This window comes from Roseomonas gilardii, assembly GCF_001941945.1.
Classification (GTDB): Bacteria; Pseudomonadota; Alphaproteobacteria; order Acetobacterales; family Acetobacteraceae; genus Roseomonas.
Genome location: NZ_CP015583.1, coordinates 981,447 through 1,007,313 on the forward strand (window position 1 = coordinate 981,447; position 25,867 = coordinate 1,007,313).

The window sequence follows — 25,867 nt, forward strand, 5'->3', positions numbered from 1 at the left end:
CGGCGCATTGCCGAAGTGCCGCTTCGGCGCCAGGATCACACCCCGATGATCACGCCATCCACCGTTTCACTTCAGGGGCCTCCGCTGGGGCCTGTCGTGGACGACACCCCGCGGCCCCTGCCAGCCAGGATCCCGCACCACGGACAGAACGTGGACCTGGAGCCGCTGCATCCCCGCCACGCTCCGGACCTGTTCCGGGCGGCGACGAATGCCGAGGATTCCTGGGCCTATCTGGGCTATGGCCCGTTCCGGGACGAGGAGGCGATGCGCCGCCACGTGGCCGGCCTCGCCAGCCATCACGACCCCATGGCCTGGGCCATCCGGCAGCACCGCACCGGCACGGCGGATGGCTGGCTGACCCTGATGGAGATCTTCCCGGCCGATGCGCATATCGAGCTGGGCAACATCTGGTTCGGCCCCCGGCTGCAGCGGACCCGCGCGGCCACCGAGGCGATGTTCCTGCTGATGCGTCATGCCATGGACGATCTCGGCTATCGCCGCCTGACCTGGAAGTGCCATGCGCTGAACGCCCCCTCGCGCCGGGCGGCGGAACGGCTGGGCTTCACCTATGAGGGCACGCTGCGCAGCGTGAAGATCGTGAAGGGCCGGTCGCGCGACACCGCCTGGTTCTCGATCCTGGAGGATGAGTGGCCGGCGCGGCGGGAGGTGATCGCCGCCTGGCTGGACGACGCCAACTGGGATCATGCGGGGCGCCCGCGCCAGTCGATGGGGGAGATCGCGGGCACCAACCCCGTTCCCTGACGGGCGCCTTCCGACAGGTGTGGGTGACGTCTGCGTCATCCCTGTGTCATGGGTCTGTCACCGGTTTGCAGCCTGCGGAGGCTAAGCGCGCCCCATGAGAACAGGGGCGATTCGCTTGCCGAACTTCATCCGCGGGACTTTCCGCGCCTCCCTCCGTGCCCTGCTGCTGGGCAGCCTCGTGACCGCCGCCCTGGCCCTGCCCGGCCAGGGACAGGCGGCGGAACGGGATTTCGAGGCCGTGCTGGCCGGCCATGCCGTGCTGCCGGCCAACACCATGGTCCCGGCCCCCGGCGACGCGCCTGCCGAGACCCGGATGTCCGGCCGCTTCACCGGCCCGGGCAACCTGCGGACCGACCAGGCCGGCAGCATTCCCGGCACCACTGGCCCGGCGCCCGATGGCCGGCCGACCGGCCTTTCGCTGCCCTTCCAGGGGCAGCCGGTGCAGGGCTTCTCCGGTATCAAGCCGGTGGCAGGCGAGCCCGGTGCCTATTGGGTGCTGACCGACAACGGCTTCGGCAACAAGCGCAACAGCTCCGACGCGCTGCTGGCCTTCCGCAAGATCCGGCCGGATTTCGCGACCGGCGCGGTGCAGGTGGAACAGACGATCTTCCTGTCCGATCCGGAGCGGAAGGTGCCCTTCCGCATCGTCCATGAGGCGACGGAGCGGCGCTACCTGACCGGAGCCGATTTCGATCCGGAAAGCATCCAGCCCGTGGCCGACGGCTTCTGGATCGGCGAGGAGTTCGGCCCCTTCCTGGTGCATGTGGACCGCGAGGGCCGCGTCCGCCGCGTGGTGGAAACGAAGCTGGACGGGCAGGTGCTGATGTCGCCCGACCACCCTGCGCTGAGCACCGCCGCCACGCCGAACGGCGTGCTGCCTTTCCGTTCGCGCCGTTCGGGCGGCTTCGAGGGCATGGCGCTGACGCCGGATGGCAAGACGCTCTGGGCGATGCTGGAGAAGCCGCTCTTCAAGCCGGGCAGCGACCAGGGGGAGGGGAACTTCCTGCGGGTGCTGGAATTCTCGGTTGAGAAGGGGGAGTGGACGGGCCGCTCGAAGCGCTTCCGGCTTTCCGAAGGTGCCGTGTCGATCGGCGACTTCAACTTCATCGACGACCGCCGGGCGCTGGTGATCGAGCGCGACGACGGCGAGGGCGATCCTTCCCGCGCCTGCACCGGCGGGGCGAAGCCGCCGGCCTGCTTCGCCACCCCGGCGCGGGTGAAGCGGATCACGCTGGTGGACATGGGGGCGGACGAGGGCGACGGCGAGATCCGGCGCATCGGCGGCATCGACCTGATGGCGATCCGCGATCCCAAGGGGCTGGCGCGGCAGCGCGGCGACACGGGGCTGGAGGCCGGCCGCTTCTCCTTCCCCTTCCTCACGATCGAGAACGTGGCGCGGGTGGACGACACGCACATCATCGTGGCCAACGACAACAACCTGCCTTTCAGCGCCGGCCGGCAACTCGCCAAGGCGGACGACAATGAGTTCATCCTCCTGTCGGTGCCGGAACTGCTCCAGGCGCGCTGATGCGGACCGCGTGACGCCTGGGGCGGGGGGGACGCAAGCCCCGGGCGCCATGCCTCCCTCCCACCCGGCCCCGACGGCCGGGTGGGAGGGCTGTTTCGCGGGTTTCCCGAAAGAAAGACGCGGCCGTGCGGACGGTATGGCTTGTTTCCCGCGCCGCCCGCCGACAAGTTCGTCGCGAATATGGAGATCTTGATGCCTATTCGCGACGCGCGACCGACCGACCTGCCGGCGATCACCGCCATCTATGCCCATCACGTGGCCCGCGGCACCGGGACCTTCGAGGAGGAGGCGCCGGACGAGGCGGAGATGGGGCATCGCCTGGAGCATGTGCAGAAGGCGGGCTGGGCCTGGCTCGTGGCGGATAACGAGGCGGGCGAGGTTGTCGGCTATGCCTATTACGCGCAGTTCCGCGACCGCTCCGCCTATCGTTTCGCGGCGGAGGATTCGATCTACATCCGTGACGACGTGCGCGGCCAGGGCGTCGGCAAGGCGCTGGTCGCGGAGCTGCTGAGCCGCGCCGAGGCGGCCGGTTTCCGGCAGATCTTCGCGGTGATCGGCGATGCCGAGAATGTCGGCTCCATCGGCCTGCATCTGTCGCTGGGCTTCCGGCAGACCGGCGTGCTGCGGGCTGCCGGGCTCAAGTTCGGCCGCTGGCTGGACGTGGTGTTCATGCAGCGCCCGCTCGGCGACGGCGACCGCAGCCTGCCCAGCGACGCCTGAACGGCTGGCTCATCCGCGCGGGATGGGCCGGGGTCATCCTTCCTGAGGCCGGGCGCTGTCGCCCAGGCGGGGCTGGGCGGCCGGGTGCGGGATGCGCAGCGCCAGCAGGAAGCTCAGCACCGCCAGGGCGAAGACGGCCCAGAAAGCCCAGTGCAGCCCGTGCAGGAGAGCGCCGCGCAGGGCCGGTTCGATGGGGCCGGCCATGCCGCCCTCGCCCAGGATGTTGCGGATCTTCCCGGCGGAATCGCCACTGCCCGCGCTCCGCAGGGCGCTCTGCGCCCCCAGGTTCAGGATGCCGCCCAGCAGCGCCACGCCGAGCGTGCTGCCCAGCAGGCGCGAGAAGACGTTGGAGGCGGTGGCCGCGCCCCGGCGTGACCAGCCGGTGCTGCCCTGGACCAGCAGCACGCAGGTGGTGGTGAACAGCCCCATGCCGAGGCCGACCAGGAAGGAGGCCAGGGCTGCCAGCGGCAGTGGCGAGTCCGCATCCAGGAAGAGCAGCGGCACGGTGCCCAGCACGAAGAGGCCCGTGCCCAGCCGCGTGGTGTTGCGCATCCCGAGATGCCGGTTGATGCGGCCGGTCTGGCTGGCGGCCAGGGGCCAGCCGAGCGACATGGCGGTCAGGGTGAAGCCGGAGGCTAGAGGCGAGGCGCCGACCACCCCCTGCACATAGACGGGCAACAGGGCGGAGAGCCCGATCAGCCCCATCCCGGCGAGCAGGGTGGCGCCGTTGGCGGACTGGATGATGCGCTCGCGCCAGAGGTCCAGGGCGATCATCGGGGCGGCCACGCGGGATTCCTGCCAGAGCAGCAGCGGCACCCCTGCCAGCAGCGCCAGCCCTGCCACCAGCATCCCGGGGCCGCGCCAGGAGGCGTCGCCCCCGGCCAGGGTCAGCAGCATCAGCAGCGCCCCGACGCAGCCGGCGAAGATCAGTGCGCCAGGATAGTCCACGCTGGCGGTGCGGCGCTCCACCGTCTCGCGCAGTGCATAGGCGAGGCCGGCGATGGTGAGGAGGCCGATGGGCAGGTTGATCCAGAAGACCCAGGACCAGGAGACCCGCTCCACCAGCACCGCCCCGGCCATGGGGCCGATCACCGCGGAAACCGCCCAGACGCTGGCCAGCAGCCCCTGCACCCGGGCGCGTTCCTCGGGCGGGTAGAGGTCGCCGACCACGGTGGTGCCCACCGGCAGGATGGCGCCGGCGCCCAGGCCCTGGAGCAGCCGGAAGAGGATCAGCGAGGGCATCGACCAGGCGAAGCCGCAGAGCAGGGAACCGGCCAGGAAGACCGCGATCCCGGCGAAGAGCACGGGGCGGCGGCCATGGATGTCGGCGAGGCGGCCATAGATGACCGTGGTGGCCGACTGCGCCATCAGGAAGGCGGAGAAGACCCAGGAATAGAGGGAGAAGTCCCCGAGCTGCCGGACAATGCGCGGCATGGCGGTGGCGATGATGGTGGATTCGATCGCCACCATGAACATCGACACCATGATGCAGGCCATCACGAGCGGGCGCCGGGCGGGTATGGGCGGGGTGGTCATGGTGTTTCCTCGGCGTCCCTGGCGGGCCCACGCGCATGGGCCGCGCGGGTCGTCACCCGGATGATCTGGGCAGGCTTTCCCGGAAGGATAGTGCGTGGGGCCGATCCGGCATGGCCCATCGCCATCCGGTCAGCCATGCCGGCAGGGCTGAGCCTCGGCGTAAAGCCCCGGGGGTGGGTTCAGGAGGCCGCGCGAAACCGGGCCGCGACCACCGCATCCTGGCGCAGCGCCCCTTGCAGCATGGCGGCTGCCTCCGGCGTGTCCGCCAAGGCCAGCACGCGCTCGAACCAGGGGCAGGTGCCGCGCACGCGGTCCAGGAAGAGGCGGTCCAGCGCCTGGGCCACGGGAGATCTGCCACCACAGCAGGCGCAGGCCGCCGCATGGCTGGCGAAGGGCTGGAAGCGGGCGGTGGCCACCGCTCCGCCGAAGCCGGGATGGCCCTCCGGCAGAAGCAGCGCGGCGGGCGGACCCGACTGGAGCGTCTGCCGCAAGGCCGCAGCGTCCGGTAGCGGCGACAGGGGGATGCGGGCGTCGAGGGTCCAGGCCATCTGCTGGACATAAGGATATCTTTATGTCATTGTCCAGTCGTGGAAGAACTCCTCGCCCAGCTCCGTGCCGCCGCCGAACCGACCCGCCTTCGCCTCCTGGCCCTCTGTGCCCGGGGGGCCTGGTGCGTGTCCGATCTCTGCGCCCTGCTCGGCCAGTCCCAGCCCCGCCTGTCGCGCCATCTGCGGCTGCTGACCGAGGCCGGGCTGCTGCACCGGACGCCGGAAGGAGCGAATGTCTATTTCCAGGTCCCCGCCGAGGCGGGCCTCGCCCATATGATCGTGGCCCGGCTGCCGGAGGAGGATGCCCAGCTCGCCGCCGACCGGCGCGCCGCCGCGCGGCTGGCGGCGGAACGGGCGCGCGAGGCTTCCGAGACCTTCCAGCGCCAGGGCTCCGACTGGGACGAGATGCGCGCCCTGGGCCTGCCCGCCGCGGGCATCGAGGCGGCGCTGCTGGAGGCGCTGCCGGCCCGCCCGGGGCGTCTGCTGGATATCGGCACGGGCACCGGGCGCCTGCTGGAACTGGCGGCGGGACGGGCGGAGAATGCCCTGGGCGTCGATGCCTCCCGCGCCATGCTGGCCCTGGCGCGTGCCCGGCTGGCCGAGCGCGGCCTGGCGCAGCGCTGCGCGGTGCGGCAGGCGGACATGTACCGGCTGCCGATCGCCGACGGGTCCTTCGACACCGTGACGCTCCAGATGGTGCTGCACTATGCCGAGGACCCGGCCGCCGTGCTGGCCGAGGCCGCGCGCGTGCTGGCGCCCGGCGGGCGGCTGCTGATCGCCGACCTCGCCCCGCATGAACGCGGCGAGCTGTTGGAGCGGCAGGCGCATCGCTGGCCCGGCTTCGACGATGCCCAGATCGCCGGCTGGCTCGGCGCCGCCGGCTGCGCCCCACTTCCCGCCCGGACGGCGGCGGCCATGGAGGGGGTGGGGGCGCTGGAAGTGCGCCTCTGGCCCGCCACACGCCTGCCGGCCGACCATTCCCTTTCCGTGCCCGCCGTAACCGAGGCTCCGTGATGTCCCGTCCCCATCTGCTCGAAGCCCTGCGCGACCGTGTCCTGCTCTGCGACGGCGGCATGGGGTCGCGCGTGCAGGCCCTCACCCTGGATGTCGAGAAGGACTACTGGGGCAAGGAGAACTGCACCGAGGTACTGAACCTCTCCCGTCCCGAACTGGTCCGCGAGATCCATCGCGGCTACTATGAGGCCGGGTCGGACATGGTGCTGACCAACAGCTTCGGCGGCTCCCCGATCACGCTGGAGGAGTTCGAGCTCGGCGACCGCGCCTTCGAGATCAACAGGCTCTCGGTGGAACTGGCGCGCGAGGCGGCGGAGAGCTTCGCCGACGGGCGGCACCGCTGGGTGATCGGCGATATCGGGCCGGGCACCAAGCTGCCGAGCCTTGGGCATATCGAATACGACCGGCTGGAGGCAGCGCTGCTGGAGCAGTGCCGCGGGCTGATCGCCGGCGGCGCCGATGCGCTGCTGACCGAGACCAACCAGGACACGCTCTTCATCAAGGCGGCGGTGAACGCCGCCAAGGCGGCGAAGCGCGAGGCGGGGAGCGACATCCCCATCTTCGTGCAGGTGACGGTGGAAACCACCGGCACGCTGCTGGTCGGCCCCGACATCGCCGCCGCCGCAACGGTGATCGACGCGCTGGACGTGCCGCTGGTCGGCCTCAACTGCGCCACCGGACCGCAGGAGATGGCGGAGCATGTGCGCTACCTCGCCGGCAACTGGCGCGGGCTGATCTCGGTGCAGCCCAATGCCGGCCTGCCGGAGCTGGTGGACGGCAAGACGCATTACCCTCTGGGCGCGGCGGAGATGGCGACCTGGATGGAGCGCTTCGTCACCGAGGACGGGGTGAACCTGATCGGCGGCTGCTGCGGCACCTCCACGCCGCATATCCAGGCGCTGGACGCGATGCTGCGGCGGCATGGCGGGGCTTCGCACCGGCCCGCGCCGGTGCCGCGCAGGCCGGTCTGGGTGCCCTCGGTCGCCAGCCTCTACGGCGCCACGGCGCTGCGGCAGGAGAATGCGTACTTCTCCATCGGCGAGCGCTGCAACGCCAACGGCTCCAAGGCCTGGCGGGAGCGGCAGGCGGCGCATGACTGGGATGGTTGCGTCGCCATGGGGCGGGAGCAGGTGGGGGAGGGCTCGAACTCCCTCGACATCTGCACCGCCTTCGTCGGCCGCGACGAGATGGCCGAGATGAACGAGGTGGTGCGCCGCTTCACCGGCAGCGTGAACGCGCCGCTGGTGATCGATTCCACCGAGACCCCGGTGATCGAGGCGGCGCTGAAGCTGCACGGCGGCAAGCCGATCATCAACTCGATCAACTTCGAGGATGGCGAGGGCCATGCGACGGACCGCATGATCCTGGCGAAGAAGTTCGGCGCCGCCGTGATCGCGCTGACCATCGACGAGGTCGGCATGGCGAAGACGGCGGAGGACAAGCTCCGCATCGCCGAGCGGCTGGTGGATTTCGCCTGCAACCGGCACGGGCTGCCGCAGTCGGATCTGATGATCGATCCGCTGACCTTCACGATCGCCACCGGCAACGAGGACGACCGCAAGCTGGGCCTGTGGACGCTGGAGGGCATCCGCATGATCCGGGAGAGGTTCCCGGACATCCAGATCATCCTCGGCCTGTCCAACATCTCCTTCGGCCTGAACCCGGCGGCGCGGCATGTGCTGAACTCGGTCTTCCTGGACCACGCGGTGAAGGCGGGCATGACCGGCGCCATCGTGCATGTCAGCAAGATCAAGCCGCTGCACCTGATCCCGCCGGAGGAGGTGAAGGTCGCCGAGGACCTGATCTACGACCGGCGCGCGGAGGACTACGACCCGCTGCAGAAGCTGCTGGAGATGTTCCAGGGCCGCAAGGCCGCCGAGGTCGGCACCCGCAAGAAGGCCGAGACGGTCGAGGGCCGGCTGAAGGAGCGGATCGTCGATGGCGACCGCAAGGGGCTGGAGGAGGACCTGGCCGCCGCCATGGCGGCCGGCCACGCGCCGCTCGCCATCATCAACGAGCTGCTGCTCGACGGCATGAAGACGGTGGGCGAGCTGTTCGGCGCCGGCAAGATGCAGTTGCCCTTCGTGCTGCAATCCGCCGAGACGATGAAGACCGCGGTCGCCTGGCTGGAGCCGCACATGGAGCGGGCCGAGGGGCAGGAGAAGGGCACCATCGTCCTCGCCACCGTGAAGGGCGACGTCCACGACATCGGCAAGAACCTCGTGGACATCATCCTGACCAACAACGGCTACAAGGTCGTCAATCTCGGCATCAAGGTGCCGTTGCAGCAGATGGTGGAGGCGGTGCGGGAGCACCGCGCCAATGCCATCGGCATGTCCGGCCTGCTGGTGAAGTCCACCGTGGTGATGCGCGAGAACCTGGAGGAGATGGCCCGCCAGGGGCTGGAGGTGCCGGTGCTGCTCGGCGGCGCGGCGCTGACGCGCAACTATGTCGAGGATGACTGCGTCCGCGCCTATGCCCCTGGTGGGGCGAAGGAGGGGGCGAAGGACGGAACGACGGGCCGCGTCGCCTATGCCCGCGATGCCTTCGACGGGCTTCACCTGATGGACCGGGTGATGGGCAACGACTTCGACGGCTATCTCGCCGCCCTGCAATCGCGCCGGGCGGGCAAGTCGAAGAACGAGAAGCGCACGCTGGGCGTGGCGGACCCGCGCGGCTTCGCGCCGGTCGATGTCAACGAGGCCCAGGCGCGGCGGAAGCGGATGGCGGAGAGCGAGGCGGTGCCCGCGCCGCCCTTCTGGGGCGCGCGGGTGATCGAGGCGCCGCCCAAGGCGATCATCCCCTTCATCAACGAGCGCTCGCTCTACCAGTTCCAGTGGGGCTTCCGGAAGCAGGGCCGCTCGCTGGAGGATTTCCTCGGCTGGGCGAAGCAGGAGCTGCGGCCCGTGCTGAAGCGCATGCTGGCGCTGACCGAGGCGGAGGACATCCTGAAGCCGCAGGCCATCTACGGCTATTGGAAGTGCGCCGGGCAGGGGAACGACCTGATCCTCTTCGAGGAGGATGGCATGACCGAGGCTTGGCGCGTCACCCTGCCGCGCCAGCCGAAGCAGGATGGCGAGTGCATCGCGGATTTCGTGCGCGACGTGGAGGAAGGGCCGGAAAGCCGCGACGTCATCGGGTTGCAGGTGGTGACGGTGGGGCAGAAGGCCTCCGACGTGGCGCGGGAGTGGTTCGAAGGCAACCGCTACCAGGACTATCTCTACCTGCACGGCCTTTCGGTGGAGATGGCGGAGGCCATGGCGGAATACGTCCACAAGCGCATCCGCGCCGAATGGGGCTATGCGGGCGAGGACGACCGGGACATGGACCGCATGCTGCAGCAGGGCTACCGGGGCGGGCGCTACTCCTTCGGCTATCCGGCCTGCCCGAGGCTGGAGGACCAGGAGGGGCTGCTGAAGCTGCTGGGCGCGGAACGGATCGGGGTGAGCCTGTCGGACGAGCACCAGCTTCATCCGGAGCAGTCAACCTCTGCGATCGTGTTGCACCACCCCCGCGCGAAATACTTCTCAGTCTGACCGGGGACGGGCTATGCCCGCCTCATGTCGCTCTCGCTGACCGAACGCACCGCCTGGACCAGCCTGGCTGTGGGCCTCTTCGTGCTGTCCCTGAAGGGGACGGCCTGGTGGCTCACGGGCAGCACCGCCTTCTTCGCCGAGATGCTGGAGACGGTGGTGAACGTGGCCGCCGCCTCGGCCGCGTTGATGGCCGTACGCTATTCGGCCATGCCGGCGGACGACAACCACCCCTATGGCCATGCCAAGGCGGAGTATTTCTCCGCCGTGCTGGAGGGGGCGCTGATCGTGGTGGCGGCGACGCTGATCCTGCAGGAGGTCTGGGCCGCCTGGCAGAATCCGCGCGCGCCGGACCAGCCGGTGATCGGCCTGGTGCTTTCCAGCGCCGCGGCGGCGGTGAACGTGGTCTGGGCGACGATCCTGCGCCGGCGCGGCAAGCGGCTGGGCTCGCCGGCCCTGGTGGCCGATTCGCACTACCTGATGGCGGATGTCGTCACCTCGGTCGGGGTGGTGATCGGCGTCTTCCTGGTCACGGTGACGGGGCTGCTCTGGCTCGACCCGCTGATGGCGGGGGTGACGGCGGTGATGATCCTCTTCTCCGGCCTGCGCCTGCTGCGGGAAAGCGTGGGCGGGCTGATGGACGAGGCTGCGCCGCCGGAACTGGTGGCGCAGATCCGTGAGCATGTCTCCGCCAACGCGACCGGGGCGCTGGAGGCGCATGACCTGCGCACCCGCCGGGCCGGGCGCTTCACCTTCATCGACTTCCATCTCGTGGTGCCGGGCGGCATGTCGGTGGACGAGGCCCATGGCATCTGCGACCGGATCGAGGGCACGCTGAAGCAGGAACTCGGCAGCGTGGTGATTTCCATCCATGTTGAGCCGGACGGGAAGGCCAAGCACAGCGGCGTCGTGGTGCTGTGAGCCGGGGGTGCTGACAGGCGCCGGTTCCGGGCCGTGAGGGCGATGCGCCCCCTGCCGGGAGCGGCCGTGCGGGCGTTGCGGCCGGGGGCGCGGCCTCCGCGCCGGGCCGCCGGTCGTTCCCTGGCCTGCCTCCCTGCCTGGGCGCCGCCGCTTTCGCTGCTGCTGCATGGCGCCGTGCTGGCGGCGCTGCTGGGGCTGCTGACGCCGGAAGCGGTGCATGAGCCGGTGCGGATGACAGGCATCCCCCTGGTATGGATCGGCGAGGGGGAGGGCAGCACCGCCCGGCGCCCCGCCGAACTGCCGCCCCCGGTGGCGGCGGCACCGCCCGAGGCGCCGGAGACCCCGCCTGTGCCGCCCGCGCCGGATGCCGCGCCCGTGCCGCCGCTGGCCCAGGCCGTCACCGCGGCCGGGCTGGAGGCGCCGCCCGCTCCGGAGGCGGGGAACCTCCCCATGCCGCCCCCCGATGCGCCGGTGCCCGTGACCTCGCCCGCCCCGGCGGCGGGGCTCTCGCCGCAGCCGCTGGATGAACTGCCCCTGCCGCCTCCGCCGCCCGGCCCGCCGCAGCGCCGTCCCGCGCCGCCGCAGCCGCCCGCCCAGGCCGCGCCGTCGCCCGACCCGGGCCGGGCGAAGCTGGCGCTCGATGCTTCCGTGGGCGGTATGCGGCTCGGTGCCGGCAGCGGTGGCATGCCGGGGGAGAGCCGGGGCCCCGGCATGCCCGCCGCCGGCTGCGCGGAGGCCATCGGCCTGCCGCCGGGCGGGGCCGGGCATCACAATGCCGGCTTCGTCGGGTTGCGGCTGCGCCTTTCCGACAACGGCCGGGTGGTGGAGGCCAGGGTGGCGGTCAGCAGTGGCTTTCCCGCGCTGGACGACTGGGCCCGGACGCGGATCAAGCGCTGCCGCTTCACCCCCGCCCTGCGCGATGGCCGGCCGGTCTGGTCCAGCTACAACACCTCCGTCTATTTCGACGAAGCCCAGTGACTCTGGGCCCACTGACTTCGGAGAGGCCCTCATGGTGAAGCTCGACGTCATCACCACGCGTGGCGGCGATGGTGGAGAGACCTCGCTAGGCGACGGCACGCGGCTCCGCAAGGACGCGCTGCGGATCACCGTGATCGGCACGGTGGACGAGCTGAATGCCTGCCTGGGCCTGGTCCGGCTGCACACGGGCGGAAGGCCGGAGGCGGACGCCATGCTGGCACGCCTGCAGAACGATCTCTTCGACCTGGGCGCCGATCTTGCCGTGCCCGGCGGCGATCCCGGCCGGCTGCGGATCAGCGACCGGCAATGCGCCCGGCTGGAGGCCGAGGTCGCGGCCATGAATGCGGCGATCCCGCCCCTGCGCTCCTTCGTCCTGCCCGGCGGTACGCCGGGGGCAGCGCAGGCCCATCTGGCGCGTACCGTGGCGCGCCGGGCGGAGCGCGAATTCGTGCAGCTCGCCGGCCAGGAGGTTCTGAATCCGGCGGCGCTGCGCTATCTGAACCGGATGTCCGATCACCTCTTCGTTATGGCGCGGCATCTGAACAAGAACGGGGCGTGCGATGTCCTGTGGATTCCGGGGCAGAACCGTTAACGGACAACGCTCTTTCGTGATGCGTCACGAAATTGCCCAACCCTTGCCAAACGTCCGCGATCTAAGCCGTTAGCAACCTTTCCCGCCCAGCCTGTGCTGGCCGGGTGGGCCACCACCATTCCTTGCGGATGGTGGACCGGGTCCACCGCCCCATGCGAAGGGCGGGACCCAAACACGACGTTCCTGTGTTCCTTTCGGAGGTGCCGGTGCTCCGCCGCGATCTGCTCACCACGATTCCCGCCGCCTTCGCCCTTGCCGGGATGGCGCGCGAGGCCGCCGCCCAGTCCCCGGCCCCTTCCGGCGGGGCCCAGCCATCCAATGCTCCGGCGCCCTTCGACGGGAATGCGGTGCGCGGCATGGCGCGCGACCTCGCCGCCAGGCCCTTCCGCGCGCCGGACAGCGATCTGCCGCGTGAACTGGCAGACCTGACCTATGACAAGTACCGCGACATCCGCTTCAACCCGCAGCGTGCCTGGTGGCGCGATGGCGGGCTGCCCTTCCAGATGCAGCTCTTCCACCGCGGCTTCCTCTACAAGCAGCGGGTGGAGATGTACGAGGTCGCGGAGGGCAGGGCGCAGCGCATCCTCTACAGCCCGGACCTGTTCAACTTCCAGAACCTGGAGCCGCCCAAGCCTGCCGATCTCGGCTTCGCCGGCTTCCGCCTGCATGCGCCGATCAACCGGCCGGACTATTTCGACGAGGTCTGCGCCTTCCTCGGCGCCTCCTATTTCCGCGCCGTGGCCAAGGACCTGATCTATGGCCTCTCGGCACGCGGCCTCGCCCTCAAGACGGCGGAACCCTCGGGCGAGGAATTCCCCTTCTTCCGGGCCTTCTGGGTGGAGCGGCCCCGGCCGGGGGTAAATTCCATCACCGTCTGGGCCCTGCTCGACAGCCAGAGCGCCGCGGCCTCCTACCGCTTCACCATCCGCCCGGGCACGGACACGGTCTTCGACACGGAGGCCACGATCTTCCCGCGCGTGGACATCGCCGCTGCCGGCATCGCGCCGCTGACCAGCATGTTCTGGTTCGCTGCCAATGACCGGGGCGGGGTCGATGACTACCGCCCCGCCGTGCACGATTCCGACGGGCTGATGATGCTGTCCGGCCGGGGCGAGCAGATCTGGCGGCCGCTGCACAACCCGCGCGACCTGCAGGTGAGCTATTTCGGTGACGTGAACCCGCGCGGCTTCGGGCTGATGCAGCGCAAGCGCGCCTTCACCAATTTCGACGACCTGGAGGCGCATTACGAGCGCCGCCCGAGCGCCTGGGTGGAGCCGATCGGCGACTGGGGCGAGGGGGCGGTGCAACTCGTCGAGATCCCGACAAGTTCCGAGATCCACGACAACATCGTCATGGCCTGGCGGCCGAAGGAGCCGCTGAAGGCGAAGGGGGAATACGGCTTCGTCTATCGCCTGCACTGGCTGCCGCAATGGACGGGCCGGCCGGAGCTGGGGCGGGTGACGGACACCCGTGTCGGCGCCGGGATCAACAACCCGAACGCGCGGCTCTTCGTCATCGGCATGGCGGGCGGCAAGCTGGATTCGCTGCCCGCCGACGCGAAGCCGGCGCTCGACGTCACCGCCGACAAGGGGCAGATCCGCAATCCCGTGGCGCAGCCCAATGGCGAGACCGGGGGCTGGCGCGTTTCCTTCGAGCTGGAGCCCGGCAGAGAGACGCAGGTGGAGCTGCGCGCCGTGCTGCGCCTGGGTGACGAGCCGCTGGCGGAGAGCTGGGTGTACCGATGGACGGCGTGACGACGGACACGCCGCGCCAGCTCCATCCCGCCGATCCCGGCTGGCATGCCCTGCCGCCCGAGGCGCCGCTCGCCATGCCGGTGCAGGACCTGCGCGGCCCTACGCCGCCGGGCGGGCCGGCCAGCCGCCCTTCCGCGCCCCGCCTGATGGCGTTGCGCCGGCTGCTGGTGATCGGGGGCGCCGTGGCGCTGACGGCACTGGGCGGGCGGGAGATGTATCTCGTGCTCGATCTCAGCCGCCCGACCACGTTGCAGATCGTGCTCTTCCTGCTCTTCCTTGTGCTCTTCGCCTGGGTGGCGCTCAGCTTCACCTCTGCCCTGGCGGGGTTCTTTCGCATGCTGGCCGGACCGGACCGGCGGCTCGGCATCTCCGCGCGCGATCCGCTGCCGGAGCTGCGCGGCCGCACGGCGCTGCTGATGCCCGTCTACAACGAGGCGCCGGAGCGGGTGATGGCGGCCTTGCAGGCGATGCACGAATCCCTGGCGGCGCTGGGCAAGGGCGAGAGCTTCGACATCTTCATCCTCAGCGACACCACCGATGCCGATGCCTGGGTGGCGGAGGAGGCGGCCTTCCTGGCGCTGCGCGGGCGCACCGGGGACCATGACCGCATCTTCTACCGCCGCCGCCCGAAGAACACCGAGCGCAAGTCGGGCAACATCGCCGAATGGGTGACGCGCTTCGGCGGCGCCTATCCGCAGATGCTGATCCTCGACGCCGACAGTGTCATGGAGGGCGGGACGCTGGTGCGCCTCGCCGCCGCGATGGAGCGGCACGAGGATGTCGGGCTGATCCAGACCTTGCCGGTGATCGTCAACGGCCGCTCGCTCTTCGCGCGGATGCAGCAGTTCGCGGGCCGCGTCTATGGGCCGTTGATCGCCGAGGGCATCGCCTGGTGGCATGGCACGGAAGGCAACTACTGGGGCCACAACGCCATGATCCGCACCCGTGCCTTCGCGGAACAGGCGGGCCTGCCGCATCTGCGGGGACGCAAGCCCTTCGGTGGCCATATCCTGAGCCATGACTTCGTCGAGGCGGCGCTGATGCGGCGCGGCGGCTGGGCGATCCACATGGTGCCCTCGCTGCGGGGCTCCTACGAGGAAAGCCCGCCCTCGCTCACCGATCTCGCCATCCGCGACCGGCGCTGGGCGCAGGGGAACCTCCAGCACATGGCGGTGCTGCCGGCGCGGGGCCTGCACTGGGTCAGCCGGCTGCACCTGCTGACGGGCATCGGTTCCTACATCACCGCGCCGCTCTGGTTCCTCTTCCTGGTGGTGGGCATCCTGACCTCCCTGCAGGCGCGCTTCATCCGGCCGGAATACTTCCCCTCCGGCCCAAGCCTCTTCCCTGACTGGCCGGTGGTGGACCCGGTGCGCGCCATGTGGGTCTTCATCGGCACGATGGGACTGCTGCTGCTGCCGAAGCTGCTCGCCTGGATCGCGCTGGCCTTCCGCCCGGCGGACCGTCGAGGCTGCGGCGGGGCCATCCGCGCCTTCGCCAGCATGCTGGTGGAAACGGTGATCGCGGGGCTGATGGCGCCGATCACCATGCTCACCCAGTCGGTGGACGTGGCCTCCATCCTGCTCGGCCGGGATAGCGGCTGGAACGCGCAGCAGCGCGAGGATGGCAGCCTGCCCTTCCGCGAGGTGCTGCGGCTCTATTGGCGGCATACGGTGTTCGGCCTGCTCTTCGGCGGGGCCGCCTGGCTGGTCTCGCCCTATCTGGCACTCTGGATGCTGCCGGTGGTCCTCGGCCTCGCCCTGGCGGTGCCGCTGGCGGGCTGGACGGCGCGGCGCGGGGCGGGGGAGGCGTTGCGTCGGCTGGGGCTGCTGCTGATCCCCGAGGAGCGGCAGGTTCCCGCCGTGCTGGATCGCGCCAATGCGCTGTATCGCGAATGGCGGGACCGGCCCGCCGCGCCGGCGGAAGCCGTCCGCCACCTGGCGGGCGATCCGGTGCTGGCCGAAGCGCATCGCCGGATGCTGCCGCCGCCGCGCCGCCCGCGGCTGGACCCGCTCGATCCCGCGCTGCTGCTGGGCCTGGCGCGGGTGGAGGAGGCGGAACGACTGGAGGAAGTGCTGCCGGTCCTGTCACGGGCGGAAAAGGCCGCCGTGCTCGGCGATGCCCGTGGGCTGGACCGGCTGCTGGCCCTGGCGGGGCGGTGATGGGGCGGGGGCGCGCCCCCGCTCAGCTTTCCGCCAGGGCGGGCATCCAGTGCGCGAGCTGGCCCGGCTCGCTCGGCCTGCCCAGCAGGAAGCCCTGACCCTGGGTGCAGCCGGCCTCGCGGAGCTGTTGCAACTGGTCCTGGCGCTCGATCCCCTCCGCCGTGGTGGTCATGCCCAGGGTATGTGCCAGGGCGGCGATCGAGTTGACGATCGCCAAGGAATCCGGCCGCACCGACATCTCCCGCACGAAGGACTGGTCGATCTTGATCTTGTCGAAGGCGAAGCTGCGCAGGTAGCTGAGCGAGGAATAGCCCGTCCCGAAATCGTCCAGCGCCGTGCTGATGCCGAGGTCGCGGAACTGGCGGAGAATGGCCATGACGCGCTCGTTGTCCTGCAGCAGCGCGGATTCCGTGATTTCCAGCTCCAGCCGCCGCGGCGGCAGGCGGGAGGTTTCCAGCGCCGTGCGGACGGCCTGCACGATGTCGCCGCGCTGGAACTGCAGGGCGGACAGGTTCACCGCCACCCTGATCGGGTCGGGCCAGCGCATCGCCTCGGCGCAGGCGCAGCGCAGCACCCATTCGCCGATGGGCACGATGAGCCCCATCTCCTCCGCCAGCGGGATGAACTGCGCCGGGGAGATCGGGCCGCGCTGCGGGTGGCGCCAGCGCAGCAGGGTCTCGAAGCCGTTGAGCTTGCCGCTCTCCAGATCGAAGATCGGCTGATAGGCGAGGGCCAGCTGCTCCTGGGCGAGGGCCGTGCGCAGGTCGGCCTCCAGCAGCGCGCGCTCGTGGATCTCGGCCTCCATCGCATCCTCGAAGATGCGGTAGGTGCCGCGCCCGGATTCCTTGGCGCGGTAGAGGGCGAGGTCGGCCTTGCTGAGCAACTGGTCCGGCGTGACCTGGCTGTTCTGCGCCGCGGCGATGCCGATGCTCACGCCCACCACCACCATTCGGCCGGACAGGCTGTAGGGGGCACCGATCACCTCGATGATGCGCTGGGCCAGAAGCTCCGCCTGGTGCGGCTGGTCGAGCGAGCGGTGCAGCACGGCGAACTCGTCGCCGCTCAGCCGCGCCACGACCTCCGTGGAGCGCAGGCAGCCCTGCAGGCGCTGCCCCACCAGCTCCAGCAGGGCATCGCCCGCCGGATGGCCCAGCGTGTCGTTCACCAGCTTGAACTGGTCGAGGTCGAGGCAGAGCACGGCAATCTCGTCGCGCCCCTGCCGCAGGTCCTGGAGCGCCTCCTTCACCTGGCTGCGGAAGAGGTGCCGGTTGGGCAGGCGCGTGAGCATGTCGTGATGCGCCATGAAGCGGATGCTGGCCTCGGTGCGGCGGCGCTCGGTGATGTCGTCATAGGTCGCGATCCAGCCGCCATCCGGCATCGGCTCCTGCGTCACCTCCAGGGCGCGGCCCTCGGGCACCTCCACCACCAGCTCGGCGCGCCGCTGCTGCTCCGAGAGGCGACGGTGCTCTTCCAGGCTGCGCTGCGCCAGCTCCTGCCCCGAGCGCTGGTGCCCGGCGAGGCGGAACAGCTCCTCCGCCCGCATGCCCTGCCGCACCGAGGCGGGGGGAATGTCGAAGAGGTCGAGGAAGCGGACATTGCAGACGATCAGCCGCTGCGCCGCATCCACCATGCACAGGCCCTGCGACATGTTGTTCAGCGCGGCATCGAATCGCGTGTTCTGCATGTGGAGGTCGCGGTCGCGCTGGTGCAGGACCTCGTTCTGCGCCTGCGCCTCCAGCATCGCCTCCTGCACGTTCTCCTTGGCCTCGATCAGCTCCTGCCGGTTACGGCTGAGGTCGGAGACCAGCGCCTGCATCCGCGCATAGGTCTGCCGCAGCAGCCTGTTGTTGCCGACCAGGAAGCCGACGAGGCCCAGCGAGCACAGGATCAGTCCGAGCAGGACGCCCGAGAAGGTCCAGTGCAGCACCGTCAGGTCGTGCAGGTCCTGGGCATTGCGCTCGGAACTGTCGCCATAGGCGGCGGCCGAGACGCGCAGCAGGTCCTGGTTGAGCGGGCTCAGCCGCTGGAGCGCCTCCTGCGGCACGCCGGCCTCGCCCAGGCGGGGCAGCAGGTCCTGGACCTGCGCGGTGACCTGGTGCGCCCTCGCCAGGGCGGGCTCCAGCTCCGGGTGCCGGTCGAAGAACTCGCGTCCCTCGCCATTGCCGAAGAGCTGCAGCCGGTTCTTGAAGATGTCGAGCCAGAGCTGGACCTGCTCCTCGTCCCGGTCGCCGTCGGGAAGGGCATACAGGGCCAATACGGTCTGCAGCCGGTTCAGCTCCGGCACGGACTGGGTCACCAGCCAGGTGAGGTTGTAGCGCGACACGTTCTCCAGCGCGTGCTGGCGCTGAACGATCAGGACGGACAGGTAGAAGGCGGCACCGATCAGCAGGATGGTGGCCGCCAGCAGCACGGATCGCGAGCGGGAGGCCCAGGCCGGCAGGGCGATCGATGCCGGGAGCGCAGGATGGCCGGCGGCAGGCTCCATCGGGGCTACTTGACGATCAGCCGCGTCACCTGCCAGACGGAGCGCCCATAATAGCGCTGCGCGCGGAGATCGGGATTGCTGTCATAGGGATAGACGATGAAGAAGGGTCCCTTGTCGCTGACCGGCATGTAGTTGCCGTCCCGCTTGAAGGCGAGCAGCGTGCCGAAGCGGGAGAAATCCTCCATCGGCAGCTCGGTCGTGTATTCGTTGAGAGCCACCGCCTGCACCGCGCTGCCGGAGGCGCCCAGCTCCTCCATCAACCGGGCCATCAGCACGCCCTCGAAGCGCACCGGCTGCTCGTACCAGGGCGTCTGGGTCACGATGGCGCTCATGCCCATGGCCTCCAGCATCGGACGGTCGAGCCGGGCCAGTTCGCCGTCGTTGAAGGTCTTGATCTTGCCCGAGACTGTCAGCACGGGCTTGGAGGACGGCGTTCCGAGCGGGCCGGCGGCTCCGGTCAGCACGGCGCCCGTCAGGCCCGTCAGGAGTCTTGTCATGGACCTTCGCGTCAGCCGATCGTCCATCGTCATCCTCTCCATCAGCGAGCGCCCGGGGCCATTTTCGCCTAGCATACGTGATGTTGGCGGAACTATCACCCTCCCAGGTTGTATATTTCTCCGGCTCCGCGCTTTTCGCCGCTGGTGCGGCCGGAATAGGTGCAACCTTCCGCCAGGCCATCGGGGCCACGCCGCACCACGACACGGTCCAGCCCGTCCAGGTCGCTGGCCAACTGGGTCCAGATCCAGCGCGCCACGTTCTCCAGGCTGGGATGCTCCAGCCCCTCGATATCGTTCAGGTAGGTGTGGTCGACCTTCAGCCGGACCTTCTCCACCACCTTCTCGACCTCGTAGAGGTTGTGGGACCAGCCATAGACCGGGTCCGGCTCGCCACGCAGGAAGACCTGCACCAGGAAGGAATGCCCGTGCAGTCCCGAGAAGGGGGGGAGCTGATGCGCGGCCTCGAAGGTGAATTCCTTCAGGGTTTCAATCATGATCGTTCCCGAGCCGCAGGATGCGGCAAGCAGGATGATTGTATCATAGGCCTAAATTCAACTCTAAGATTATAATTTACAGAAAAATCAACCTTAAGTTGGAATGTGGTAAGTTTTCCACTCTCTGTGGCGGCCTACTTCCTGGCCGGGGCCCTGAATCGTTTCCCAGGGATGGAGGGGTCTTTGCCGTCGCATGCCGCGGCGCGCGGATATGGTAGGGACAGGAAATTGGCCAAATGAAAGAAATTCTCATTCTCGCTTCTGGTCCTGTTCTTGTGAAGGAAGCGATTGTTCTTCGGGATTGTTATTTCTCCATTGCGGGGAACAAGGTGAACCCGTTCCGCGATGCATGGCGAAGGCCACGCCGTATCGACCGCGCTTTGGAGGACCACATGTCTGCTGCCTCGATGAATCATGCCGCCTGCGAGAAGTGCAGCTTCTTCGACCTGCATATGGCGGGGCAGGCCGCGCCGAAAGACGGCGAGAAGCTGGGTCTCTGCCGCTACAACCCGCCCGTGACGCAGCCCAGTGCCGAGGCCCATGGCCTCTGGCCGAAGGTGTCCAACGACGACTGGTGCGGGCACTACGAGCCGGAAACCAAGCACTGAGATTTCCGGCTCCGGACCGGTAGCTTCCTGACCGCTCCGTGCGCGCCCCAGTCCTGGGGCGCGCACGAGGCGTCGTCATACCGCCCGGGGTAGCCGTCTCCCGGACTCGTGGATCAGGGGATGCCGATCAGCTTGTGGGTCTGCAGGGACAGCCGCCATTGCGGGTGTTCCAGGCAGTATCGTACGGCCGCTTCGGTATGGGCCAGCCGGTCGGGGCCATCCATCGGCTGAAGATAGAAGTACCGGAATTCCAGCGGCGGTAGGGAATCGGGCATCAGCGCGGGCTGCGGGAAGACGAGCTTCAGCTCGGAGCCGCGCCGGACCCTGAGCGGTGCACCGGCCTTGGGGCTTACGCAGAGCCAGTCGATCCCCTCCGGCGGCTCCACCGTCCCGTTGCTTTCCACGGCGATCTCGAAGCCCCGCGCATGCACCGCTGCGATCAGTGGGGCGTCGAGCTGCAACAGCGGTTCGCCCCCCGTGAAGACCACGTAGCGGTGCGACGGGCCGCCGGGCCAGGCGGCCTCGATCGCGGCGGCCAGGGCTTCGGCATCCGCGAAGCGCCCGCCGCCCTCGCCATCCATGCCGACGAAGTCCGTGTCGCAGAACTGGCAGACCGCCCCGGCGCGGTCCTCCTCCCGCCCGTTCCAGAGGTTGCAGCCGGCGAAGCGGCAGAAGACCGAAGGGCGGCCAGCCTGCGCGCCCTCGCCCTGGAGGGTCGCGAAGATCTCCTTGACGGCGTAGCTCATGCGCCAGCCACGGCGCGCAGGGGCGAAGGCAGGTCGTTGATGCTGTCATCCGCCCGCTGCCACCAGCGCGGCGTCCCGTCCAGGACCGCCGCAGGCAGGAAGGCCAGGGGGTCGCCGTCGAAGGTGACGGTGTTGGTCGGCGTTTCCTCGATCCGGATGCCGGCGCAGCGCAGCCGGCCGCCATCCTCCGCCAGGAAGGCGCCCAGCTTGCTCATGAAGAGGCAGGCCAGGATCTCGGTGGTCGGGTCGCCGGGCGTGACCAGGAGCTTGCCCAGGCGTTGCGGCTCGTTCTGGCGGAACCAGGGCAGCAGCGGGTCCTGCTCCGAAATCTGGAAGGCGTGGTCCACCGCCCCGTCGATCCAGCGGTGCCAGCGGGATTTCGCGCGCTCGAAGGGCTCCACCATGTTGGCATGACCGTCCAGCGGCGCCGGGCGGGCTGCCTCCAGCCGCACCGTCACCGTCTCGTTGTGCCCGTGCGGCACGGCGCATTTCTCCGACCCGCCCGACAGCAGGCGGTGCCCCATGGCATAGCGGCGTGAAAAGACGAGACCGAACATGCGCGGTCCTCTAGACCAAGGCGGGCCCGTATAGAAGCGAGGAGCGCCCGGCCCGGCTCCGCGTGCGCGGCAGGGCGGCCCAAAGGAACCAGGTCAGAGAAACCAGGACAGACCCTGGAAGCCGAGCCAGCAGATGGCGACGAGCACCGCCGCCGCGAAGAGGCAGCCCGCCGCGGTCAGCGCCACACCCCAGCCGACCAGCCGGTTGTCCCGCTCCACCACGCCCAGGGCCATGACGATGTTGCCGAAGGCGGGCGGGCCGTTGGTGCCGGGGCCGGGCAGGATCAGCATCACGGCGCAGAGCACGGTAAGCCAGCCGACGAGCCGGTCGCCGGCGGGGGAAGTGAACCAGCCATCATGCGGGTGCAGCCGCGCCTCGAAGCGCCGCAGCCAGCGGGAGGAGCCGCCCGACAGGCGGAGAAGGTCGGCCCGCTTCACCGAGCGCCGCGCCAGGAAGCCGGGCAGGGCCGGCACCTGGCGGCCCAGGCCCATCTGCATGCCGAGCAGCAGCAGCGGCAGGCCGAAGACGCTGGCCATGCCGGGCAGCAGCGCCGGCAGGCAGAGCAGCAGGATCAGCAGGCCGAAGGCGCGGTCGCCGAAGGCTTCCGCCATTTCGCCCAGGGTGATCCGCTCGCCCGGACAGGCGGCCGCGACCTCCGCGATGATGCGGGAAATGGGCGCGCCCTCATGCGGATCGCCGTCATGGGAGGCACCGCCTGCAGTCGTGGAGGGGGTGGGCGTGGAAGGGGGGCGCTGCGGCCGCAGGACCGCCTCGTCGGAAACACCATCCATGCGGAAAAGCCTGCTCCTCCTTGCGGGTCGTCGGGGCGACGTCTGCCGGGCACCGGCACGCAAGCTGGGGGCTGGCGGTGGCGAAAGCGAGATCGAAAGTGGATTTTTCTCCATCCTATTACAATCGGTCACCCTCCGCCTGCCCCCGGTGGGATCGGACAGGGCTTCCCGCGCGGCCGGGCGGCATGCTCCAAGCGAGGCCATGCGGGACGTTGATCTGGCGCTCTGCCTGGCGGTCGATGTGTCGGCTTCGGTGGATTTCGATGAGTTCGGGCTGATGATGGGCGGGCTGGCCGCGGCCTGGCGGCAGGAGGCGCTGGTCTCCGCCGCGACCTCCGGGCCGCGCGGCGCGGTGGCGGTGACGCTGCTGCAATGGTCCGGACCGGGGGCACAGGCGTTGGCGGTTCCCTGGCACCTAGTGACGGATGCGGCCTCCGCCTCGGCCCTGGCCGATGCGATCGACAACTCCCCCCGCCTGCCGCCGCCGGGTGCCACTGCCCTCGGCGAGGGCATGGCGGCCGCGCTGGCGCGTCTGGCGGCCTTTCCGGCCCGGGCGGAGCGGCTGGTGCTCGATGTTTCGGGCGATGGGGCGGGCAATACCGGCCGCCCTTCCGGCCCGGTGCGGGATCTGGCGGTGGAGGCGGGCGTGGTGGTCAACGGGCTGGCGGTGCTCAACGAGGAGCCGGACCTGCTGGCGCATTACGAGGCGGAGGTGATCGGCGGCCCGGGCTGCTTCGCCATGACCTGCGCCAGCTATGCCGATTTCGCCGAGGCCATGGCCCGCAAGCTGTTCCGCGAGATCCGCGGCAGCCTCTCCGTCTGATCTTCGGGTCGGGCGGCCCCGCCTGGGATGGCCCCGCCTGGGATGGCCAGGCCGGAAGGTCTATCAGCGGATGACTGACTGGAGGAAAGAAAGCCATGGACAATCCGCTTCTGGCCCGGCTGGGAGTCCGGTATCCGATCATCCAGGCACCGATGGCGGGCGTCTCCACCCCCGCCCTGGCCGCCGCCGTCTCGGAGGCCGGCGGGCTGGGCTCCATCGGGGTCGGCGCCGTGGCGGCACCGGCGGCGCGGGAGATGATCCGGGCGATCCGGGACCGCACCGCGGCGCCCTTCAACGTCAACCTCTTCTGCCACCGCCCGGCCGCGCAGGACCTGGCACGGGAGGCCGCCTGGCTGGCGCGCCTGCGCCCAGCCTTCGCGGGTTTCGGCGCGGAACCCCCGGCGGCACTGCGGGAGATCTACGCCAGCTTCCTCACCGACGAGGCGATGCTGGCCATGCTGCTGGAGGAGCGGCCGCCGGTGGCGAGCTTCCATTTCGGCCTGCCCGATGCGGACCGGCTGGCAGCGCTCCGCGACGCGGGCATCACGCTCCTCGCCACCGCCACCAGCCCGCGCGAGGCCGCCCAGGCCGAGGCAGCGGGCGTTCATGCGCTGGTCGCCCAGGGCATCGAGGCCGGCGGGCATCGCGGGGTCTTCGACGGTCTGCCGGACGAGCGGATCGGCACCTTCGCTCTGGTGCGGCTGCTGGTCCGCCAGTCCCGGCTGCCCGTGGTCGCCGCCGGAGGGATCATGGACGGCGCCGGGGTTGCGGCGGCCCTGCGGCTGGGTGCCGCTGCGGCGCAGCTTGGCACCGCCTTCATCGCCTGCCCGGAATCCTCGGCCAGCCCCGGCCACCGCGCGGCACTCGTCGATGGGCGCGGCACGGTCGTCACCGCGGCCATCTCCGGACGCCCGGCGCGCGGGCTGGAGAACCGCTTCACCGAGGAATTCGGCGCGGGCGAGGACGCGCCCGGCTATCCGTTCACCTACGACGCCGGCAAGGCCCTGCATCAGGCGGCCATGGCGCGTGGCGAGGAAGGCTATGCCGCCTGGTGGGCCGGACAGGGCGCGCCACTGGCCCGCGCGATGCCGGCCGCGGCACTGGTCGATACCCTGGTGCGGGAGGCCGGGCTGGAGGGCTGATCCCGGACTCCGGGAGGGCCATGCGGGGAAAAACCCCGGGCCGAGGCTTCCCTCGGCGCCGGGGCTGGCGCAGCCTGCCGCGCGTCCGTTCATCCAGATCCGGCCATCCAGATCCAGAGGTACTCCCATGCTGCTGCTCACCCCCGGCCCCGTGCAGACCGATCCACGGGTGCGCGCCGCCATGGCGGTGGACATCGCGCCCTGGGACCTCGACTTCCGCGCCGAATATGCCGAGATCCGCGAGAAGATCGTGGAGGTCGCCGGCGGCACGCCCGGGCATCATGTGACCCTGCCGCTGCAGGGCTCCGGCCATTTCGTCGTGGAGGCCGCGATCCGCACCTTCGTGCCGGCGGGCGGCGCCTTCCTGGTGCCGATGAACGGGCAGTACGCGGAACGGATCTGGCGGCTGGCCAGCGAGGCGGGGCGCAGGCCCATCGCCATCCCCGTGCCCGACACGCGGCCGGTGACGGCGCGGGAGATCGCCGCCGGCTTCGCCGCGCATCCGGAGGCCAGCCACCTGATCGCCGTGGTCAGCGAGACCGGCAGCGGCATCGTCAACGACCCCGCCGTGATGGGCGAGGCGGTGCGCAAGGCCCGGCGGCACATGATCCTGGACATGGTGAGCGCCTTCGGCGCCTGGCCCTTCCGCCTCGCCGAGCATGACGAGATCGATGCCGTTACCTTCACCTCCAACAAGTGCCTGGAGGGCATGCCGGGGCTGGGCTTCGCCGTCTGCCCCGCCGACCGCACGCGCGAGCGCGCCGGGCAGGCCGGGAGCTGGAGCCTCGACCTGGGGGACGTGATGCTGACCGCCGAGCGCGCCGGCTGGGGCTCCTTCCGCTTCACGCCCCCGGTGCAGGCGCTGCGCGCCTTCGGCGTGGCGCTGGAACTCTATGAGGCGGAGGGCGGGCAGCGGGTCCGCCTCGCCCGCTACCGCGAGAACATGCGCGTGCTGATGGATGGCATGACGGCGCTGGGGCTGCGCCCCTATCTGGCGCCCGAGCACCAGGGGCCGGTCATCGCCACCTTCCACCAGCCGCCCGGGCCGGAGGCGGGCGGGCGCTTCGTGCTGCAGGACTTCGTCGATGCGCTGAAGCAGCGCGGCGTGCTGATCTCCAACTTCCACACGACCCAGGCCCCGACGCTGCGCATCGGCTGCATCGGCGCGATCACCCCGGACGACATGCGCCACGCCGTGGCGGTCATGGGCGAGGTGCTGGAGGAGATGGGCGTCCTCGCCTGAGGCGGCGGCGGGTGCTACCGCCGCCCGGCCTCCCGCAGGGCGCGCATCCGGTCCTTCAGGCGGCGCAGGATGCCCGGCCGGGTTTCCGGGCGCCGCTTCCAGTCGCGGCAATCGGCCCGGGACCGGCCGCAGCCCTTGCACCACCCGGTTCCGGAGTCGAAGCGGCACAGTCCGGTACAGGGGTTCTTCACGGGGCGGGCTCCTCCGGCGGACGATCGGATGCTGATCGGATTCGGGGCAGAAGATGGGGTGGGTGACGGAGGATTCATCGGCGTCCCGTCCGGGGCCTGCCATTCGCCGCCCGCGAGCCTCTCCGGCGTCTTGCCCCGCCCGGCGGCGCGTCGTAACCGCGGGGCGCAGCCGCGGGAAGCCGCCGTGATGGGGCGCCGCGCCCGGGCCGGCCTGCCCGGAGATGCCGGAACCGCCGGAGGGAGA

23 protein-coding genes are annotated in these 25,867 nt (G+C 70.4%); 14 read left to right on the forward strand and 9 right to left on the reverse strand.

Going from position 1 to position 25,867, the window contains the following annotated elements; translation table 11 throughout:
* The first annotated feature begins 150 nt into the window (after window positions 1-150).
* The 3 genes from RGI145_RS04270 to RGI145_RS04280 all read left to right on the forward strand — a co-directional run bounded on the left by RGI145_RS04270 (window position 151) and on the right by RGI145_RS04280 (window position 3,010).
* Window positions 151-762 carry a GNAT family N-acetyltransferase gene (locus RGI145_RS04270; RefSeq protein ID WP_237183201.1) on the forward strand — a complete coding sequence of 204 codons (612 nt, stop codon included), beginning with the start codon at window positions 151-153 and terminating at the stop codon, window positions 760-762.
* Window positions 763-877: 115 nt separating this feature from the next.
* Entirely contained in the window at window positions 878-2,290 is a 1,413-nt protein-coding gene (locus tag RGI145_RS04275; protein WP_208863928.1) for an esterase-like activity of phytase family protein, read from the forward strand.
* A gap of 192 nt (window positions 2,291-2,482) precedes the next feature.
* Window positions 2,483-3,010, forward strand: coding sequence for a GNAT family N-acetyltransferase (locus tag RGI145_RS04280; protein WP_075799828.1), 528 nt, complete (start codon window positions 2,483-2,485; stop codon window positions 3,008-3,010).
* Window positions 3,011-3,043: 33 nt separating this feature from the next.
* Here the strand turns inward: RGI145_RS04280 and RGI145_RS04285 are convergent, their stop codons facing one another.
* Together RGI145_RS04285 and RGI145_RS04290 are read right to left on the reverse strand one after the other, a co-directional pair.
* A complete protein-coding gene (locus tag RGI145_RS04285) occupies window positions 3,044-4,546 on the reverse strand; it encodes an MDR family MFS transporter (RefSeq protein ID WP_075797373.1) in 1,503 nt (500 codons plus the stop codon).
* A 179-nt stretch (window positions 4,547-4,725) separates the two neighbouring features.
* Entirely contained in the window at window positions 4,726-5,094 is a 369-nt protein-coding gene (locus RGI145_RS04290) for a hypothetical protein (protein WP_075797374.1), read from the reverse strand.
* 39 nt (window positions 5,095-5,133) lie between these two features.
* Here RGI145_RS04290 and RGI145_RS04295 point away from each other — a divergent pair, with 39 nt between their 5' ends.
* From RGI145_RS04295 to mdoH, 7 genes are all read left to right on the forward strand, one after another.
* A complete protein-coding gene (locus RGI145_RS04295) occupies window positions 5,134-6,108 on the forward strand; it encodes an ArsR/SmtB family transcription factor (RefSeq protein WP_075797375.1) in 975 nt (324 codons plus the stop codon).
* Complete coding sequence (gene metH, locus RGI145_RS04300; RefSeq protein WP_075797376.1) at window positions 6,108-9,644, forward strand: methionine synthase; 3,537 nt, start codon at window positions 6,108-6,110, stop codon at window positions 9,642-9,644. Before RGI145_RS04295 ends, metH begins: the two co-directional genes overlap by 1 nt.
* A 24-nt stretch (window positions 9,645-9,668) precedes the next feature.
* On the forward strand, window positions 9,669-10,562 hold the full coding sequence (locus RGI145_RS04305; protein ID WP_075797377.1) for a cation diffusion facilitator family transporter: 894 nt from the start codon (window positions 9,669-9,671) through the stop codon (window positions 10,560-10,562).
* A gap of 42 nt (window positions 10,563-10,604) precedes the next feature.
* Window positions 10,605-11,540, forward strand: coding sequence for a TonB family protein (locus RGI145_RS04310; RefSeq protein WP_156878431.1), 936 nt, complete (start codon window positions 10,605-10,607; stop codon window positions 11,538-11,540).
* A 31-nt stretch (window positions 11,541-11,571) separates the two neighbouring features.
* Window positions 11,572-12,132 (forward strand): cob(I)yrinic acid a,c-diamide adenosyltransferase, encoded by a 561-nt coding sequence (locus RGI145_RS04315; RefSeq protein ID WP_075797379.1) that lies wholly within the window; start codon window positions 11,572-11,574, stop codon window positions 12,130-12,132.
* 206 nt (window positions 12,133-12,338) lie between these two features.
* Window positions 12,339-13,886 carry an OpgD/OpgG family glucan biosynthesis protein gene (locus tag RGI145_RS04320; RefSeq protein WP_237183202.1) on the forward strand — a complete coding sequence of 516 codons (1,548 nt, stop codon included), beginning with the start codon at window positions 12,339-12,341 and terminating at the stop codon, window positions 13,884-13,886.
* Window positions 13,874-16,045: a glucans biosynthesis glucosyltransferase MdoH gene (gene mdoH, locus RGI145_RS04325; protein WP_075797380.1), complete on the forward strand. Its 2,172-nt coding sequence runs from the start codon at window positions 13,874-13,876 to the stop codon at window positions 16,043-16,045. The genes RGI145_RS04320 and mdoH overlap by 13 nt, the downstream gene beginning before the upstream one ends.
* A 22-nt stretch (window positions 16,046-16,067) precedes the next feature.
* On the opposite strand, the gene RGI145_RS04330 is transcribed toward mdoH, so the two are convergent.
* The 3 genes from RGI145_RS04330 to RGI145_RS04340 form a co-directional block, all read right to left on the reverse strand.
* Window positions 16,068-18,530: a putative bifunctional diguanylate cyclase/phosphodiesterase gene (locus RGI145_RS04330; protein ID WP_083670389.1), complete on the reverse strand. Its 2,463-nt coding sequence runs from the start codon at window positions 18,528-18,530 to the stop codon at window positions 16,068-16,070.
* Window positions 18,531-18,535: 5 nt separating this feature from the next.
* Window positions 18,536-19,027 (reverse strand): putative pterin-binding protein, encoded by a 492-nt coding sequence (locus tag RGI145_RS04335; RefSeq protein WP_075797381.1) that lies wholly within the window; start codon window positions 19,025-19,027, stop codon window positions 18,536-18,538.
* Window positions 19,028-19,122: 95 nt separating this feature from the next.
* Complete coding sequence (locus RGI145_RS04340; RefSeq protein ID WP_075797382.1) at window positions 19,123-19,521, reverse strand: 6-pyruvoyl trahydropterin synthase family protein; 399 nt, start codon at window positions 19,519-19,521, stop codon at window positions 19,123-19,125.
* 236 nt (window positions 19,522-19,757) lie between these two features.
* On the opposite strand from RGI145_RS04340, the gene RGI145_RS25715 reads away from it, so the two are divergent.
* Window positions 19,758-20,129, forward strand: a complete 372-nt coding sequence (locus RGI145_RS25715; RefSeq protein WP_237183203.1) for a hypothetical protein — start codon at window positions 19,758-19,760, stop codon at window positions 20,127-20,129.
* A 113-nt stretch (window positions 20,130-20,242) separates the two neighbouring features.
* On the opposite strand, the gene queE is transcribed toward RGI145_RS25715, so the two are convergent.
* From queE to RGI145_RS04360, 3 genes are all read right to left on the reverse strand, one after another.
* Entirely contained in the window at window positions 20,243-20,875 is a 633-nt protein-coding gene (queE, locus tag RGI145_RS04350) for a 7-carboxy-7-deazaguanine synthase (RefSeq protein WP_075797384.1), read from the reverse strand.
* Window positions 20,872-21,432, reverse strand: coding sequence for a 6-pyruvoyl trahydropterin synthase family protein (locus tag RGI145_RS04355; RefSeq protein ID WP_075797385.1), 561 nt, complete (start codon window positions 21,430-21,432; stop codon window positions 20,872-20,874). The genes queE and RGI145_RS04355 overlap by 4 nt, the downstream gene beginning before the upstream one ends.
* 93 nt (window positions 21,433-21,525) lie before the next feature.
* Complete coding sequence (locus RGI145_RS04360; RefSeq protein WP_075797386.1) at window positions 21,526-22,224, reverse strand: exopolysaccharide biosynthesis protein; 699 nt, start codon at window positions 22,222-22,224, stop codon at window positions 21,526-21,528.
* A 202-nt stretch (window positions 22,225-22,426) separates the two neighbouring features.
* On the opposite strand from RGI145_RS04360, the gene RGI145_RS04365 reads away from it, so the two are divergent.
* The 3 genes from RGI145_RS04365 (at window position 22,427) to RGI145_RS04375 (ending at window position 25,432) form a co-directional block, all read left to right on the forward strand.
* A complete protein-coding gene (locus RGI145_RS04365) occupies window positions 22,427-23,047 on the forward strand; it encodes a DUF1194 domain-containing protein (protein WP_083670391.1) in 621 nt (206 codons plus the stop codon).
* A 95-nt stretch (window positions 23,048-23,142) separates the two neighbouring features.
* Window positions 23,143-24,189 (forward strand): NAD(P)H-dependent flavin oxidoreductase, encoded by a 1,047-nt coding sequence (locus RGI145_RS04370; protein WP_075797387.1) that lies wholly within the window; start codon window positions 23,143-23,145, stop codon window positions 24,187-24,189.
* A 127-nt stretch (window positions 24,190-24,316) separates the two neighbouring features.
* A complete protein-coding gene (locus RGI145_RS04375; RefSeq protein ID WP_075797388.1) occupies window positions 24,317-25,432 on the forward strand; it encodes a 2-aminoethylphosphonate--pyruvate transaminase in 1,116 nt (371 codons plus the stop codon).
* 14 nt (window positions 25,433-25,446) lie between these two features.
* On the opposite strand, the gene RGI145_RS24635 is transcribed toward RGI145_RS04375, so the two are convergent.
* A complete protein-coding gene (locus RGI145_RS24635) occupies window positions 25,447-25,623 on the reverse strand; it encodes a DUF1289 domain-containing protein (protein ID WP_075823302.1) in 177 nt (58 codons plus the stop codon).
* Between the last annotated feature and the right edge of the window lie 244 nt (window positions 25,624-25,867).